The following is a 16,794-nucleotide window of genomic DNA, read 5'->3' as shown; positions in this document are numbered from 1 at the left end:
GGGCGCCGTCCCCGTACGCCACCCCCGTCGAGCATCCCTCGCACGCGTCTTCGAGGCGCGTACAGAGTAGCCCCCGGTTCCACAGGGGACGCACGACTACATGGGGGATCTTCCCCGATGCCCGTCCTCCCGGAGTCCGGCACGCTTCTGTTTCGGCAGGGCAGGGGGGACAGGGCATGACCCGGGGGGACATGCCCTGCCTGCTTCTTTCTCTTTCGGCAGGGAGGTCGTCGATGCAGCGTGCCCAGGTGTGGGTCGCCGCCGGAGTGCTGGGCATGGTCCTGTGCGGGTGCTCGTCATCCACGGGGAGCACCGGGAGCACTGGAAGCACTGGGAGCACGGGGGGAGGCAGTGACGGCGGGTCGTCGTCGGCCGGTGCCGCCGCCGACGAACCGGAGGTTCCGCTGACCACCCAGGACCTGGAGCGGGTCTGCACGGACGGACTCGGCTTCGCCGGACTGCCGGCCTACGACCGTACGAAGAAGACCGTGCACCCGGCGCAGCTCATGAACAGCACCGGCGACGGCTGGACGAGCAGCGTGCCTCTCGACGGCGACTTCCCCAAGGGCTGGTTCCTCGGCTACGAGGACAAGCCGGCCGAGGCGGAGCTGGTCGTCTGCGTCGAGCGCACCAAGGCCACCGCGACCGGCAAGGTCTGCGACATGGAGGCCGACGGCAAGCCGCTGAAGATCCGGACGTACAACACCTCGTACCGGCTGCGGGTCGTCGAGGCGCGCACCGGCAAGGAGCAGTACGCGCACAGCGGCAAGGCCGAGTCCGACGAGTGCCCGGCCTACATCTTCACCTCGGACGACGAGGACGCCGACAAGTACTACAACGAGGTCCGGCCCGAGGACTACCGGGGGCGCGTCAAGCCGTACATCGCGCCGTAGCCACGGCGTGGGAGGCACGGGTGGGTGTCCGGAGGAACGGCCTCCGGAGACCCACCCGTCCCGTGCGCGACGCGGGGCGTTACTTGGTGACGCCCGCGTCCTTGAGCGCCTTCTCCCAGTCCGCGACCGAGGACGGGTTGCTGACCGTCTTGTCGTTGATCTTGATGGTCGGGGTCGACTCGACCCCCTCGGCGTCGTCGAAGGACTTGCTCATCCGCATCGCCCAGGCGTCGTATGTGCCCTTCTCGACGGCGTCCTGGAACTTCTTGTTGTTCTTCAGCGCGTCGACCGTGTTGGCCACCTTGATCAGATAGCTGTCCTTGGCGAACTCGTCGGTCGACTCCGACGGGTGGTACTTCGCGGAGTACAGGGCGGCCTTGTAGTCGAGGAACGCCTCGGGGCTGACGTTCAGGGCGGCGCCGAGCGCGCTCAGCGCGTTCTTCGAGCCCTCGCCGCTGAGATTGCCGTCGAGGAAGGTGCCGATCGTGAAGGAGAGCTTGTAGTCGCCGTCCTCCATGCCCTTGTCGACGGTCTCGCCGACGGTCTGCTCGAAGCTGGCGCAGGCCGGGCAGCGCGGGTCCTCGTACAGGTGGACCACGTTGTCGGACGGGGAGTCGCCGATCAGCACGGTCGTGCCGTTCTTGCCGGAGGTGTTGGCCGGCGCGACCACCGTGGCCTCGGCGGCGGCCTCCCACTCCGTGGGCTTGCTGGTCTGGACCACGGCGTAGCCGACGCCGCCGGCTATCGCCAGGACCGCGACGATCGAGGCCGCCACGATCGCCTGACGCCGGACCTTCGCGCGCTTGGCCTGACGCTCGCGCTCCAGACGCAGCCGCTCACGGGCCGCCGACTTCGCCGCGCTGCTGTTCCGCTTGCTCATAAGGGTGTTCTCCCTGGGAAACGCGCACCCGGGGTGCGCGGAAAGGTGTGACGGGGATGTGCTCGTGCTCAGAAGGCGGTCACGCGAACGTGACGGAGCACGGCGGTCCACGCCGTCCCAGGGAGTGGGCGAAGAGGAGGGTGCGGGCGGTGGCCGTACGGGGCACGACGCGCCTCGGCCGCTGCTCCGCCGGGGCGGGCCGCACCAGGACGGAGGCGACCGCGATCAGCAGCGGCCGGAAGCCGGCGGCGACCGCGGCGTCCAGCAGCCGGCCCAGCGCCCGCTCGCCCCGCCGCAGCCAGGCGGCGGCCAGCAGCCCGACGCCGACGTGCGCGGCGAGCAGCAGCCAGGCGGTGGACGGTCCGGCGCCCGCCAGCAGTGCGGCCGCTCGCTCGGAGCCGCCGGTGACCCCCGCCAGCGGTGCGCCGACGCTGCCGCCGCACAGCACGTCCAGCCCGACCTGGCGCAGCGGACCCGTGACGGGGCCGCCCGCCTCGCCGTAGCAGGCGTGCTGCCCCGCGGTGAAGACCGTGTCGGCGGCCAGCTCCAGTGGGACCAGCACACCGGCGATGCGTCCGAAGCCGCGCTCGCGGCCGGCCAGCGCGTAGGCGACGAGGAAGACGGCGGCGACGATCGCGGCGACGGTGGTCAGCGGGAGCGGGACCCCGGACAGCAGCACGTGCGACGCGGTGCCGAGCGTCACGACGACCGCCGTGAACAACGCCGCGCGTACGGCTCTGAAGTGGGTCCCGGATATGTCCATGGCGTTGGAGAGTCTCCCACGTTCACCCGTAAGGGACCGCTAAAGGGCCCCTGTGAGTGACGGACGTCTACAGGCCGGGGATCCGGCCGTTGCGGAAGAGGTCGACGAAGATCTGGTGGTCCGCACGCGCGCGTGCCCCGTACGCGTGCGCGAAGTCCACCAGGAGGGGTGCGAAGCCCTCCTCGTCGGCCGCGATCGCCGCGTCGATGGCCCGCTCCGTGGAGAACGGCACCAGGGACTGCCCGGTCAGGTCGTCCGCCGCCGCGTGCATCGTGGCTGTGGCCCGGCCGAGGTCGGCGACGACGGCCGAGATCTCCTCCGGGTCGTCGATGTCGCTCCAGTCCAGGTCCACCGCGTACGGCGACACCTCGGCGACCAGTTGTCCGGCGCCGTCCAGCTCGGTCCAGCCCAGCCACGGGTCCGCGTGCGCCTGCAGAGCGCGCTGGGAGATCACCGTGCGGTGGCCCTCGTGCTCGAAGTAGTCACGGATCCGATCGTCGGTGATGTGCCGGGAGACGGCCGGGGTCTGGGCCTGCTTGATGTAGATCACGACGTCGTTCTCCAGGGCGTCGCTCTGCCCCTCCAGCAGGATGTTGTACGACGGCAGGCCCGCCGAGCCGATCCCGATGCCCCGGCGGCCGACGACGTCCTTCACCCGGTAGGAGTCCGGGCGGGTCAGGGACGACTCCGGCAGCGTCTCCAGATAGCCGTCGAAGGCTGCCAGCACCTTGTACCGCGTGGCCGCGTCCAGCTCGATGGAGCCGCCGCCCGGCGCGAAGCGGCGCTCGAAGTCGCGGATCTCCGTCATCGAGTCCAGGAGGCCGAAGCGGGTCAGCGACCGGGCGTCGCGCAGCGCGTCCAGCAGCGGGCCCTGGGCGGTGTCCAGGGTGAACGGGGGCACCTCGTCCCGCTTGGCGCCGGTCGCTATGGCGTGGATCCGCTCGCGGTAGGCGGCCGCGTAGATCTCCACCAGCTCCGTGATCTGCTCGTCGCTGAGCGCCTTCGCGTACCCGATGAGCGCCACGGAGGCGGCGAAGCGCTTCAGGTCCCAGGTGAAGGGGGCGACGTACGCCTCGTCGAAGTCGTTCACGTTGAAGATCAGGCGGCCCGTGGAGTCCATGTACGTGCCGAAGTTCTCCGCGTGCAGGTCGCCGTGGATCCACACCCGCGAGGTGCGCTCGTCCAGGTACGGACCGGCACCTTCGCTCCCACCACCCCGCCCGGCGTTCTCCTCGTCCAGGTCCTTGTAGAACAGGCAGGCCGTGCCCCGGTAGAACGCGAACGCCGAGGCCGCCATCTTCCGGAACTTCACGCGGAACGCGGCCGGGTCGGCGGCCAGGAGCCGGCCGAAGGCGGTGTCGAAGACGGCGAGGATCTCCTCACCGCGTCGCTCGTCGTTGAGCTGCGGAACCGACATCGCTGGGTGCCTCCTGGTGGATCACGGGTGGGTCGCCCTCTCAACGTGCGAGCGCGCACGGGAGTGCCCACGACTCCTCCCCGAAAGGTACGGGGGAGACCCCTCGCCGTGTCACTGCCGAGGCATAGACTTCGACGCTGTCCCCCAGACTGTCAGCAGCCCGTGGGGAAGTCGTTCACGCCTGTTGTCCCTGTGTCCCCCCTGGAGGCCGAAGCCGTGTCAAAGCCGCCGTTCACGCACCTGCACGTCCACACCCAGTACTCGCTGCTGGACGGTGCCGCGCGGCTCAAGGACATGTTCGACGCGTGCAACGAGATGGGCATGACCCATATCGCCATGTCCGACCACGGCAACCTCCACGGGGCCTACGACTTCTTCCACACGGCGAAGAAGGCCGGCGTCACGCCGATCATCGGCATCGAGGCGTACGTCGCCCCCGAGTCCCGCCGCAACAAGCGCAAGATCCAGTGGGGCCAGCCGCACCAGAAGCGGGACGACGTGTCCGGTTCGGGTGGTTACACGCACAAGACGATCTGGGCGGCGAACAAGACGGGCCTGCACAACCTCTTCAAGCTCTCCTCGGACGCGTACGCCGAGGGCTGGCTCCAGAAGTGGCCCCGGATGGACAAGGAGACCATCTCCCAGTGGTCCGAGGGGCTCATCGCCTCCACCGGCTGCCCCTCCGGCGAGCTGCAGACCCGGCTGCGCCTCGGCCAGTTCGACGAGGCCCTGAAGTCGGCCGCCGAGTACCAGGACATCTTCGGCAAGGACCGGTACTTCCTGGAGCTGATGGACCACGGCATCGAGATCGAGCACCGGGTCCGCGACGGCCTCCTGGAGATCGGCAAGAAGCTCGGCATCCCGCCCCTGGTCACCAACGACTCGCACTACACGTACGCGCACGAGGCGACCGCGCACGACGCGCTGCTGTGCATCCAGACCGGCAAGAACCTCTCCGACCCGGACCGCTTCAAGTTCGACGGCACCGGCTACTACCTGAAGTCCACGGACGAGATGTACGCCATCGACTCCTCGGACGCCTGGCAGGAAGGCTGCGCCAACACCCTGCTGGTGGCCGAGCAGATCGACACCAGCGGCATGTTCGAGGCGAAGAACCTGATGCCGAAGTTCGACATCCCCGAGGGGTACACGGAGGTCAGCTGGTTCCGCGAGGAGACCATGCGCGGCATGCACCGCCGCTTCCCGGACGGCATCCCGGACGACCGCATGAAGCAGGTCGAGTACGAGATGGACACCATCATCTCGATGGGTTTCCCGGGCTACTTCCTCGTGGTCGCCGACTTCATCATGTGGGCCAAGAAGCAGGGCATCGCGGTCGGCCCCGGCCGGGGTTCCGCGGCCGGCTCGATCGTCGCGTACGCCATGGGCATCACCGACCTCGACCCGATCCCGCACGGTCTGATCTTCGAGCGGTTCCTCAACCCCGAGCGCATCTCCATGCCCGATGTCGACATCGACTTCGACGAGCGCAGGCGCGTCGAGGTGATCCGGTACGTGACGGAGAAGTACGGCGCCGACAAGGTCGCCATGATCGGCACCTACGGCAAGATCAAGGCGAAGAACGCCATCAAGGACTCCGCGCGCGTGCTGGGCTACCCGTACGCGATGGGCGACCGGCTCACCAAGGCCATGCCCGCCGACGTCCTCGGCAAGGGCATCGACCTCAACGGCATCACCGACCCCTCCCACCCGCGCTACAGCGAGGCGGGCGAGATCCGGTCGATGTACGAGAACGAACCGGACGTGAAGAAGGTGATCGACACCGCCAAGGGCGTCGAGGGCCTGGTCCGGCAGATGGGTGTGCACGCGGCCGGCGTGATCATGTCCAGCGAGCCCATCGTCGACCACGCCCCGATCTGGGTGCGGCACACCGACGGTGTGACCATCACCCAGTGGGACTACCCGCAGTGCGAGTCGCTCGGCCTGCTGAAGATGGACTTCCTCGGCCTGCGCAACCTCACGATCATGGACGACGCCATCAAGATGGTGAAGGCCAACAAGGGCATCGACCTGGAGATGCTCTCCCTCCCGCTGGACGACCCCAAGACCTTCGAACTGCTCTGCCGCGGTGACACGCTCGGCGTCTTCCAGTTCGACGGCGGCCCGATGCGCTCGCTGCTGCGCCAGATGCAGCCCGACAACTTCGAGGACATCTCCGCCGTCTCGGCCCTGTACCGGCCCGGCCCGATGGGCATGAACTCGCACATCAACTACGCCGAGCGCAAGAACGGCCGCCAGGAGATCACGCCGATCCACAAGGAGCTGGAGGAGCCGCTCGAAGAGGTCCTCGCGGTCACCTACGGCCTGATCGTCTACCAGGAGCAGGTGCAGAAGGCGGCGCAGATCATCGCCGGGTACTCGCTCGGCGAGGCCGACATCCTCCGCCGCGTGATGGGCAAGAAGAAGCCCGAGGAACTGGCGAAGAACTTCACCATCTTCCAGGCCGGCGCCAAGAAGAACGGCTACAGCGACGAGGCCATCCAGGCCCTGTGGGACGTGCTGGTCCCGTTCGCCGGCTACGCCTTCAACAAGGCCCACTCCGCCGCGTACGGTCTGGTCTCCTACTGGACGGCGTACCTCAAGGCCAACTACCCGGCCGAGTACATGGCCGCGCTGCTCACCTCTGTCAAGGACGACAAGGACAAGTCGGCGGTCTACCTCAACGAGTGCCGGCGCATGAAGATCAAGGTGCTCCCGCCGAACGTCAACGAGTCCGAGCAGAACTTCGCCGCCCAGGGCGACGACGTGATCCTCTTCGGCCTCTCCGCGGTCCGTAACGTCGGTACGAACGTGGTGGAGTCGATCATCCGCAGCCGCAAGGCCAAGGGGAAGTACGCCTCCTTCCCGGACTACCTCGACAAGGTCGAGGCGGTCGCCTGCAACAAGCGGACCACGGAGTCGCTGATCAAGGCGGGCGCCTTCGACTCCATGGGGCACACCCGCAAGGGCCTCACCGCGCACTTCGACCCGATGATCGACAACGTGGTCGCGGTCAAGCGCAAGGAGGCCGAGGGCCAGTTCGACCTCTTCGGCGGTATGGGCGAGGACGACAGCAGCGAGCCGGGCTTCGGGCTCGACGTGGAGTTCACCACGGAGGAGTGGGACAAGACCTATCTGCTCGCCCAGGAGCGGGAGATGCTCGGTCTCTACGTCTCCGACCACCCCCTCTTCGGCCTGGAGCACGTGCTCTCCGACAAGGCGGACGCGGGCATCGCCCAGCTCACCGGCGGTGAGCACGCGGACGGCGCGGTCGTCACCATCGGCGGCATCATCTCGGGCCTCCAGCGCAAGATGACCAAGCAGGGCAACGCCTGGGCCATCGCCACCGTCGAGGATCTGGCCGGCTCCATCGAGTGCATGTTCTTCCCGGCGACCTACCAGCTCGTCTCGACCCAACTCGTCGAGGACGCGGTCGTGTTCGTCAAGGGACGCCTGGACAAGCGCGAGGACGTGCCGCGGCTCGTCGCGATGGAGATGCAGGTCCCCGACCTGTCGAACGCGGGCACCAACGCGCCGGTGATCCTCACCATCCCCGCCACCCGGGTCACCCCGCCCATGGTCAGCCGGCTCGGCGAGATCCTCACCCATCACAAGGGCGACAGCGAGGTCCGGATCAGGCTCCAGGGGCCGACCAAGACGACCGTGCTCCGCCTCGACCGGCACCGGGTCAAGCCCGACCCGGCCCTGTTCGGCGACCTGAAGGTACTGCTCGGACCGTCCTGCCTGGCCGGCTGAGCCGACGAAGGCGAGGGGCGCATCCGGTGTTCGGATGCGCCCCTCGGCGTACCTGGGCTGCAACAGCCCTCCGCGCGGATGTCAGTTGTGGCCGAAGCGCTTCTGCCGTCCCTTGCGAGCCATGTCGCCGGGTGTCACCTGGGTCGCGCGCTGCTCGGCCTGCGACTCCAGCGAGGACTGCTGGGTCTGCTGCTGACCACGCTCGGACTGCGGCTGCTTACGGTCCTGTTTCTTGTTCTTGGCCATGGTGATCTGCCTCCTGTGGGGGATCTAGGGGCCAGGGCCGCGACCAGACTCACATAGCATGAGAAGGCACGCATTTCGGAAAATCACCGTCCGTGACGAGAGTTGTCGGACCGTGGGTCGCCGCCACGGGGGTACACCCGGATACGCCACGCCGAAGATCGAGTTCCGGCCGTTAACCTCCGCGCGGTCGGGCAGACTCGAAGGAAGCCCGAAGCAAACCTCCCGGAAAGAGGGTGGATCGCGTGGACCGCTGCATCGTCCTGGTGGACGCCGGGTATCTGCTCGGCGCGGCCGCCAGCCTCCTCGCCGGGGAACCCTCCCGGTCCCGCATCACCGTCGATCACGCCGCCCTCATCCAGGGGCTGCGCGAGCGCGCCGAGGCCGACACCGAACGGCCGTTGCTGCGCATCTACTGGTTCGACGGCGCCCCCGACCGGGTCCCGCAGCCCGAGCACCGCCGGCTGCGCGTGATGCCCCGGGTGACCGTCCGGCTGGGCGCGCTGACCCGCAGCGACGGGCGCTGGGCGCAGAAGGGCGTGGACGCCGCCATGCACGCCGAACTGACCGAACTGGCCCGGAACCGCGCGTGCTCCGACGTGGTCCTCGTGACCGGCGACGGGGATCTGCTGCCGGGCATGATGGCCGCCAAGGAGCACGGCGTCGCCGTACACCTGTGGGCGGTGCAGGCGGCCGACGGCGACTACAACCAGTCCGAGGACCTGGTGGCCGAGGCCGACGAGCGGCGGGTGCTCGACCGGATGTGGATCACCAAGGCCGTGCGCGCCAAGGACATCGGCGGGATCTGTGCGCCCCAGCGGGTGCCGCGACCGGAGATCGCCGCGATCCTGTCGGCGCCGCTGCCCGAGTCGGCGCTCGCCGCGGCCGCCGAACGGGCCCCGGGAGAGCCCGAGCACGCGTCGGCGGCCGACACCGCGCGCAACGGGAGCGAGGAACGGGCGGCCGCGCCCAAGGGCGTACCGACGCCGAAGGACCTGGCGGCGATGCGCGGGCCCGGAGCGCACGCCGTGCAGCATCCGGCCACCGCCACGCTCCGGTGGTCCTCCGACAAGGGCTGGGTGGACCGGCCCGGGGGCGCCGCGGAGCCGCCGGAGGCCGCGGCGATGCCGACACTGGCGCAGCTGACGACGGCGGAGCAGCGGTGGGCCGATCGGGAGGAGGACATCACGACCGTGGGGGGCGATCCCTTCGAGGTCGGACAGGTGTTCGCCCGGCGGTGGATGGCCCGGCTGACCGACCAGTCGCACCTGCAGAAGCTGTCGGGGATGTATCCCCGGGTGCCGCATCGGGTGGACGGGGAGTTGCTGCGGTACGCCGCGCGGTTCGGGCTGCTGGCGCACAAGGACGACCAGATCGACGAGCACGACCGGTACGCGATCAGGGCCGGGTTCTGGCGGGAGATCGATGTGCGTACGGGGGTCGAGCACGCGCCGGCGGCGGAGCGTTAGGGACGCCGTGTAGCTCGGGGGTGCCTTTTCGTGGGCGGCTGCAGGTGGAGCCGCATGTGGGACGGCCCCGCGCCCCTTCAGGGCGCGGCTGAGGCGACCCGGAAGGAAATCGGCACCCATGACCCCGTAGGCTCGTCCCTCGTGAGTACGCGTACGGCACAGGCGGTCCGGCATGGTGAGGATGTCGTGTGTGCTGTGCGGGGCCTGACCAAGACGTATCCGGCGACCCGGGGACGGCGCGGGACGCCCGGGACCCCCGAGGTGCGGGCCAACGACGCGGTGGCGCTGGAGGTCCGGCGCGGGGAGATCTTCGGGCTGCTCGGACCCAACGGGGCCGGCAAGACCACGCTCGTACGGCAGCTGACCGGCCTGATGCGGCCCGATGACGGCACCGTCGAGATCCTGGGCCACGACATCGTGCGGCACCCGGAGCGGGCCTCGCGGATCCTCGCCTATCTGGGGCAGGAGTCGACCGCCCTGGACGAGCTGACCGTGGCGCTCGCCGCGGAGACCACCGGACGGCTGCGCGGGCTGGACGTACGGCGGGCGCGGGCCGAGCGGGACGCGGTGCTGGAGGAACTGGGACTGACCGGGCTCGCCGCGCGGCCGCTGAAGAAGCTGTCCGGCGGGCAGCGGCGGCTCGCCTGTTTCGCCACCGCGCTCGTCGGGGAGCGTCCGCTGCTCGTGCTCGACGAGCCGACCAGCGGTATGGACCCGGTGGCCCGGCGCGCCGTGTGGGCCGCCGTCGACCGGCGGCGCGCCGAGTCCGGCACCACCGTCCTGCTGGTCACCCACAACGTCATCGAGGCCGAGACCGTGCTCGACCGGGTCGCCGTCCTCGACCAGGGCCGGGTCATCGCCTGCGACTCGCCGACCGGGCTGAAGGAGCAGGTCGCGGGCGAGGTGCGGGTCGAACTCGTGTGGCGGGAGAAGGCTCCGCTGGACGTCCCCGAGGTCGTGGCGCTGCGCCCGCGCGCGGTGGAGTCCGGGCGCCGTTGGACGCTCCGGCTCGCCCCCGAGGAGGCGCGTGCCGTGGTGGCCACCGTGACCGGGGGCGCGGCCTTCGTGGCGCTCGACGACTTCACCCTCGCCACCCCGAGCCTGGAGGACGTCTACCTGGCGCTCGGCGGCAGCGCGGGCAGCGCCCAGGGACTGGTCAAGGGGTGAGGGACGCGGGCGTGAGCCGGAGAGCAGTCGGTGCGAAGGTGAACGACATGGCTGTCGCAGCCGTACGAAAATGGGCGACAGCCGAAGCGAAGGGGAGCAGCTCGACGTGAGTGTCGTACCCGCCGAGATCCTGCCGGGCAAGGCCCTGGCCGTGGAGGAGCGCGTGGAGCGCCGAGCCGCCGAGCTCGGGCCCCGCGCGCGCCTGTGGCCATCGCTCTGCGCGGTGTACCGGGCGCAGCTGTCCCGGGCGCGGGTCGCACGGATCCCGCTGCTGTTCGTGGCCACCTTCCAGTCGATCGGGATCATGATCCTGATGCGCGGTGTGGTGGACGGCGGGGCCGAGGCGCACGCCGTGGTCGCCGGTTCGGCGGTGCTCGTCGTCGCCTTCGTCGCGCTGAACCTGCTGGCCCAGTACTTCGGGCAGCTGCGCTCCAGCGGCGGGCTCGACCACTACGCGACCCTGCCGGTGCCGCCGGCGGCCGTGGTGCTGGGCGCGGCGGGGGCGTACGCCTCCTTCACCGTGCCGGGGACCGTCGTGACCGCCGTCTTCGGCTGTGTGCTCTTCGGGCTGCCGCTGACCCACCTCTGGGTGCTCGCCGCCGTGATCCCGCTCGCCGGGGCCGCCCTCGCCGGCCTGGGCGCCGCGCTGGGACTGCTCGCCCCGCGCCCGGAACTCGCCACCGTGCTCGGACAGCTCGGCATGTCGGCGGCGCTGCTCCTGGGCGTGCTGCCCGCCGACCGGATGCCGGTCTTCATCCAGTTCGCCCGGGACCTGCTGCCGTCGACGTACGGCGTGGAGGCCTTCGCGCGGACCTTCGGGCCGAACCCCGACTGGGCGTTCGTGCTCCGGGACCTCGCCGTGTGCGCGGGGGTCGGGGTCGTCTCGCTTGCCGTCGCCACCTGGGCCTACCGGCGGGCCGCCGTCCGGTGACGCGGCGCGCGGCCGGGCCTGGCACGATGGCAGGGTGACCGCACCGTTGACTCCTCCACCGCCGCCGCACGACCAGTCCCCGAACGACCCCTGGGCTCCGCCGCCCACCAGCGGTGGGGACGGGGCGGAACCCTGGTACGGGCCGGAGAAGCCGGCCGGCCCCGGCCTGAGGACCGAGCTGATCGAGGCCGCCGTCGTCACCGTGGTCATGGCGCTGCTCGGTGGCGCGCTGCTGGGCGTCCTGTGGTGGTGGCTCGCGCCGCACGTACCGCTCGTCTCCGACGGGTCGGCGGTCTACTTCAAGGACACCGAGGGCGAGCAGGCCGTGGGTGTCGACGGAACGTTCACGCTGCTGGCCCTGGGCGTCGGGGCGCTGAGCGCGCTCGTCGTGTTCCTGCTGCGCCGGCGTGGCGGGGTGCCGCTGGTCGTGGCGCTCATGGTCGGCGGGCTGCTGGGGGCCGTGCTGGCGTGGCGGCTCGGGGTGTGGCTCGGGCCCGGGACCGATGTCGCCGCGCGGGCCGAGGAGGTCGGGCAGGGGGTGACGTTCTCGGCGCCGCTGAAGCTCGCGGCGAAGGGTGCGCTGCTGGCTTGGCCGTTCGCGGGGTTGCTGGTGCACCTCGGATTGACGGCGCTGTTCGGACCGCGTGATCCCGAGCCGTTCGAGTCCGAGCCGGGGAAGGACGGGTACGGCGTGCCGGTGGTGTGATTTCGGGCGCCTGATAGTTCGGGGGTTCGGGTGTGTCGGCGGGTGCGGGTGTGTGGGGGCTTCTCGCGCAGTTCCCCGCGCCCCTAAAAGCTTCAGGCCCTGCGGGCCTGAAAGACCACGGCCTGCGGGCCGCGAAAGACCACGGCCTGCGGCCTGAAGCGCAACGGGCCTGCGGGCCTGTAAGGCGATGGGGCCGCGGGCCTGAAGGCGATGGGGCCGCGGGATGAAAAGCATGGGGCGCAGCCCCTGCTTTTCAGGGGCGCGGGGAACTGCGCGAGAAGCCCCTCCGGGCCGCAGCCGAAAACGCGCCGCCCCCCGGAGGGTCACGCGCGAGCGATCCGCGCGGACACCGCCTCCGTGAGCTTCGCGAGATCCCCCGGGGACAGCTCGACCTCCAGGCCCCGTCGCCCGGCCGACACGCAGATCGTGGCGTGCGCGTCCGCCGACACGTCCAGCACCGTGCGGAGCCTCTTGCGCTGGCCGAGGGGGGAGATACCGCCACGGACATAGCCCGTCGTGCGCTCCGCGAGCGTGGGATCGGCCATCGCCGCCCGCTTGCCGCCGACCGCCGTCGCCAGCGACTTCAGATCCAGCGAGCCCGCCACCGGCACGACCGCCACCACGAGGGCGCCGTCGACGTCCGCGACCAGGGTCTTGAAGACCCGCTCGGGCGACACGCCCATCGCCTCGGCCGCCTCCTCGCCGTAGGAGGGGTGCGCCGGATCGTGCTCGTAGGCGTGCACGGTGAACTCCACGCCCGCCGCCGTCAGGGCCACCGTCGCGGGCGTGCCACCCGCCTGCTGCTTCTTCGACTTCTTCGCCATCGGCCTTCTCGTGTACGTCAGTTGAGGCTCGTCGGACCCCGCGTCAGCTCCGACGCGGGCAACGACGGCAGACTACGGATGATCGCGGACTCGGCGCGCAGGAGTTTCAGCTCGTCACGCAGCCGGGACGCCGTGTCGGGGGCCTGGAGGAGCCGCTGCTTGGCGGGCGTGTCGAGCATCATCGCCGCGGCGACCAGGTACGAGACGACGGCCGGCTCGTCGGGCAGGTCGGCGCCCGTCGACAGTGAGCGCTCCCGGGCCCCCGCGAGCCGCTTCTGGTACTGGCGGAACGCCCGCAGGACACCCTCGGCGAGCGCGCCCGCCTCGTCGCCCGCGTCCTCCGGCAGTTCCTCCAGGTCCGCCATCAGGAACGGACCCGTGGTGTCCACCGAGAGCAGGCGCACACGGGTGGTGCCGGTGGCGAGGACCTCGTACGTGCCGTTGTCGCGCTCCCGGATGGTGGCCGCGTCCGCGATGCAGCCCACGGAGTGGAACGCCTTCGTCGGTTCCTCGCCGAAGCCCGCCGTGGGGCCCCGGTCGGGCAGCGCGGTCGGATCAGGCATGCCCGGGGCGCTCGGCGCGACCTCGTGGCCGTCGCGGATGGCGACCACGGCGAAGCGGCGGGGTTGGTCCTCGGGGGTCTTCAGCAACTCGCGCATCATGGCGCGATAGCGCTCCTCGAAGATGTTCAGAGGTAGCACGAGTCCCGGGTACAACACCGAGTTCAGGGGGAAGAGCGGCAGCCGGACGGTGGTCACGAGGCCAGAGCCTAATGGTCGTCGGGGCGGGCGCGTTCGTCCGTACTCGTTTGGTGACCTCCCGCCGGAGCTATCCTTCGGCCCGCCCCGGCCTCCGCGGCCGTGCGCGCAGCGGGATCGAGCACGCCACCTCCAGCCGCACGCCGTCCCGCAACTGGAGGAACTGGCCCAGCGGATCGTCCGACACCCGGTCCCAGGGGAAGGACGTGGCGTAGGGGCCGATCATGCGCAGTTGGGCCAGGGCGTCGGACCAGCGTTCCAGCCGGACCAGGACGTAGGTCAGCAGGTTGCGGACCTCGGCCGGCCATGGATCGCCGGGCCCGTACTCGGCGGAGAGCGCGATCGCGCCGTCAGCCGCCCGGTCCAGGCGGGCGCGCGGGATCGCGGCCCCGCCACCGTCCGCGAGGTACGCGAAGGCCGCCCGCACCGGCAGGGCCCGGACCAGGGACCCGGGAAGCGCGTCCTCGGCGGCCCGCTCGGCGAAGTCGAAGCACTCGCGGTGCGAGCCGTACCACGCGGCGGACAGGTACTTCAGGGCCGAGACATGACAGCCGTAGTGGTGCGGGGAGCGGCGGACCGCCTCCCTCCAGAGCTGTTCGAAGCCGGTGTGGCCGAGCCCCGTGCCCCGGGCGTGGTCGAGGGCGATCCGCCAGGGCACCGGATCGCGGGGTTCCCACTCGGCCGCCGCCGTGATCAACGGGCCCGCCTCGCGCAGCAGTTCGGCGCGGGCGGGGGAGCGCCAGCCGCGGGCCACCGCCAGTTCGGCCCTGACCAGCAGGACGTCCGGGTCGTGCGGTGCGGCCCGGTGCCAGGTCCGCAGCCACTCGTCGCGCGCGTGGGCGAACGCGGCGAGCCGTAACGCGTACCGGTCGCGGTTCTCCCACTCGGCGGCCTCCCGGGTGGTCGCCAGCAGCTTCGCCACGGGCGTGTGGTCCCCGCGGCCGGCCGCCACCAGCGCGGGCCCGAGCCGCTCGTCGGGGGCGTCGAGCAGCACCTCGTCGTCGGCGGGCAGCCCCGCGGCTAGCCGTGAGGTGTGGCGTGCCATCCGGGCCGTACGGACGAGCGCACGCAGCGGATCCATGGCGCCTGGCCCCCCTTTGCGCCTTTGCCCGGTGCCGCTCTCGCGGTCCGGGTGCTCACCTTCGTGGTTTCGCGAGTTGATGTTCCGGTACGAAGACGGAGGGAAAGCGAGTCAGGTTGTCTGATGCGGAGATCAGGTCGAAATCACCGGTCAACTTCCGATCGGAATCGGTCAGTTCCTGCTCAAGAGGCGGGTGGCGCCCGCCGCCACCGTCGTCGCCAGGATCCAGCCCAGGATGATGACCACCGCCGCCAGCCACTGCCAGCCGCCCCGCAGCTGCCAGTAGCCGACCTGGCCGAGGTCGATGACCGGCAGCAGCAGGTCCAGGGCGAACAGGGACGGGTCCCAGTGCGGATGTTCGCCGCTCTTCATCGGCGGATGGTCGGCGTGCGAGAAGGCGTACGAGGTCAACGCCCACAGCAACGCCATCCACACCGCGGCCCGGCCCGGCCGGTACCCGTACGCGACCGTCCAGTCCTGCGCGTACCCCCAGAGCTTGGCCGCGAGCGGCAGGTTCTCCCGCCGGTGGCGCTGCTTGGCGAGGAGCACCTCGCGGGCGCCCTCGTCGTCCCCGCCGGCCCGCAGCACGGTCGCCAGCCGCTCGTACGGCTCCGGGCTGTACTCGGCGGTCGCCGCCGCCACCCACTCCAACCTTCTGGCCAGCGGAAACCGGTCGCGCGGCACCAGGGTCTCGTACTGGAAGCCGCCCATGTGGAGGTTGCCGGGCCCGGGCCAGCTGGCCGAATTGTCGATCAGGACGCCGACGCGGGCCCCCGACAGGACGACCTTGCCGCGCTCAGGTCTCTCCCCTAGGAACCGCAGTTCGGGCACCTGCACGCGACGCAGCGACAGCTCCTGTTCGTCCGTGAAGGTGAACCTGGCCCGCTCCAGGTCGACGGAGTCCCCGAACCGCCCGTCGTCCAGCCGGATCCCGCCCTGGCACTCGAAGCGCTGCACACGGGTCCCGCGCGCGGGTGTGCTGCCGCTGGTGTGCAGCGGATTGCCGATGCCGGCCGGGGTCAGGTACAGGGTGCGTTCGACGGTCAGCTGCGGCGCGTTCAGGGCGAGGCGCCCGTAGGGGTTGGCGAGCCGGCTGCCGCGCAGGCTGAGCGAGGCGCCGACCGTCGCGCCGCGCAGGCTCAGCTCGCCGTGCGACTCCAGCATCTCGGCCTGGACGTCCTGGGCGACGGTCAGCCCGTCGGCGGAGAGCGAGCGGCCGTGCCGGTCGCGGTAGACGACCGCCTGGTTGAGCAGCAGATCGGTGCCGATCTGGGCGTCCGCCAGCCGCACCCCGTTGTGGAACCGGCAGCGCGGCAGATGCAGATCGCCCTCCGTGTGCAGCCGGGCGGCCTCCAGCCGGGGCACCGAGCAGTCCACCAGCCGTACGGTCGTGAAACGGGCCTCCGGCAGCAGGATCTCCTTCTCGAACCGGCAGCCCTTCATCTCGACGTACGGCACCACCTGGCCGCCCGCGAGCTCCAGGACGCCCTTGATCTGGACGCCGACCAGCTTCAGCGCGGACACCCGGCCGGCCAGCGCGGGCGGTCCGTCCAGCAGCAGCCAGGCCACGATCCGGGCCCGCACGGTCCGCTCGGGGCCCCAGGGGTGGCCGCCGTGCGGATCGTCCACGGCGACGTCCCCGTCCCGCAGGTCGTACACACTGCCGTTGCGGAAGGCCTGCCACATGCCCGCTTCGGCGGCGGTCAGGTCCTCCGGCAGTTCCCCGTCGTCCCGGATGCCGGGCCCCTCGCTCACGACTCTTCCTTCCCCCGTCCTCCGCATTCGCGTGTATCGCGCAACTGTTTACGCTGGTGATGCCCGCTGAGTGACAGCCTGAACGCAAGACGTGAAGAGGATCTTCCGGGTTCCCGCGCGGGGCCGTATCAGCCATTGGAACGCGCGGACG

The 16,794-nt window shown here is 70.8% G+C and carries 14 protein-coding genes; 6 read left to right on the top strand and 8 right to left on the bottom strand.

Translation table 11 applies throughout. From position 1 onward, the window contains the following. Window positions 1-233: 233 nt before the first annotated feature. A complete protein-coding gene (locus tag RM704_RS19835) occupies window positions 234-893 on the top strand; it encodes a hypothetical protein (protein ID WP_033528100.1) in 660 nt (219 codons plus the stop codon). Between the two features lie 79 nt (window positions 894-972). Here the strand turns inward: RM704_RS19835 and RM704_RS19830 are convergent, their stop codons facing one another. From RM704_RS19830 to RM704_RS19820, 3 genes are all read right to left on the bottom strand, one after another. Further along, window positions 973-1,773, bottom strand: a complete 801-nt coding sequence (locus RM704_RS19830; protein WP_033528099.1) for a DsbA family protein — start codon at window positions 1,771-1,773, stop codon at window positions 973-975. A 79-nt stretch (window positions 1,774-1,852) separates the two neighbouring features. Beyond that, the gene (locus tag RM704_RS19825; protein ID WP_033528098.1) at window positions 1,853-2,536 is read right to left on the bottom strand and encodes a hypothetical protein; all 684 of its coding nucleotides are present in this window, start codon (window positions 2,534-2,536) and stop codon (window positions 1,853-1,855) included. Window positions 2,537-2,603: 67 nt separating this feature from the next. Next, the gene (locus RM704_RS19820) at window positions 2,604-3,953 is read right to left on the bottom strand and encodes a DUF2252 domain-containing protein (RefSeq protein WP_033528097.1); all 1,350 of its coding nucleotides are present in this window, start codon (window positions 3,951-3,953) and stop codon (window positions 2,604-2,606) included. A gap of 216 nt (window positions 3,954-4,169) precedes the next feature. Here RM704_RS19820 and dnaE point away from each other — a divergent pair, with 216 nt between their 5' ends. Continuing rightward, entirely contained in the window at window positions 4,170-7,709 is a 3,540-nt protein-coding gene (gene dnaE, locus RM704_RS19815) for a DNA polymerase III subunit alpha (protein WP_033528211.1), read from the top strand. A gap of 81 nt (window positions 7,710-7,790) precedes the next feature. On the opposite strand, the gene RM704_RS19810 is transcribed toward dnaE, so the two are convergent. Continuing rightward, entirely contained in the window at window positions 7,791-7,955 is a 165-nt protein-coding gene (locus RM704_RS19810; RefSeq protein ID WP_192829687.1) for a hypothetical protein, read from the bottom strand. A gap of 242 nt (window positions 7,956-8,197) precedes the next feature. Here RM704_RS19810 and RM704_RS19805 point away from each other — a divergent pair, with 242 nt between their 5' ends. The 4 genes from RM704_RS19805 to RM704_RS19790 all read left to right on the top strand — a co-directional run bounded on the left by RM704_RS19805 (window position 8,198) and on the right by RM704_RS19790 (window position 12,225). After that, window positions 8,198-9,421, top strand: a complete 1,224-nt coding sequence (locus tag RM704_RS19805; RefSeq protein WP_033528210.1) for an NYN domain-containing protein — start codon at window positions 8,198-8,200, stop codon at window positions 9,419-9,421. Between the two features lie 141 nt (window positions 9,422-9,562). Continuing rightward, a complete protein-coding gene (locus RM704_RS19800; protein ID WP_078937187.1) occupies window positions 9,563-10,588 on the top strand; it encodes an ABC transporter ATP-binding protein in 1,026 nt (341 codons plus the stop codon). 70 nt (window positions 10,589-10,658) lie between these two features. Beyond that, on the top strand, window positions 10,659-11,519 hold the full coding sequence (locus RM704_RS19795; protein ID WP_033528095.1) for an ABC transporter permease: 861 nt from the start codon (window positions 10,659-10,661) through the stop codon (window positions 11,517-11,519). 34 nt (window positions 11,520-11,553) lie between these two features. Continuing rightward, complete coding sequence (locus tag RM704_RS19790; RefSeq protein ID WP_033528094.1) at window positions 11,554-12,225, top strand: hypothetical protein; 672 nt, start codon at window positions 11,554-11,556, stop codon at window positions 12,223-12,225. A 323-nt stretch (window positions 12,226-12,548) separates the two neighbouring features. Here the strand turns inward: RM704_RS19790 and ybaK are convergent, their stop codons facing one another. From ybaK to RM704_RS19770, 4 genes are all read right to left on the bottom strand, one after another. Further along, the gene (gene ybaK, locus RM704_RS19785; RefSeq protein ID WP_033528093.1) at window positions 12,549-13,049 is read right to left on the bottom strand and encodes a Cys-tRNA(Pro) deacylase; all 501 of its coding nucleotides are present in this window, start codon (window positions 13,047-13,049) and stop codon (window positions 12,549-12,551) included. A gap of 17 nt (window positions 13,050-13,066) precedes the next feature. Beyond that, window positions 13,067-13,807, bottom strand: coding sequence for an LON peptidase substrate-binding domain-containing protein (locus RM704_RS19780; protein WP_033528092.1), 741 nt, complete (start codon window positions 13,805-13,807; stop codon window positions 13,067-13,069). 70 nt (window positions 13,808-13,877) lie between these two features. Beyond that, window positions 13,878-14,888, bottom strand: a complete 1,011-nt coding sequence (locus RM704_RS19775) for a hypothetical protein (protein ID WP_033528091.1) — start codon at window positions 14,886-14,888, stop codon at window positions 13,878-13,880. 171 nt (window positions 14,889-15,059) lie between these two features. Further along, on the bottom strand, window positions 15,060-16,643 hold the full coding sequence (locus RM704_RS19770) for a hypothetical protein (protein ID WP_033528090.1): 1,584 nt from the start codon (window positions 16,641-16,643) through the stop codon (window positions 15,060-15,062). Window positions 16,644-16,794 lie beyond the last annotated feature (151 nt).

Source organism: Streptomyces gottesmaniae, from assembly GCF_031845845.1.
In the GTDB taxonomy this organism is placed as follows: Bacteria; Actinomycetota; Actinomycetes; order Streptomycetales; family Streptomycetaceae; genus Streptomyces; species Streptomyces akebiae.
The sequence above is the reverse complement of the archived record's forward strand: the minus strand, read 5'-3'. Positions and strand labels throughout refer to the sequence as shown.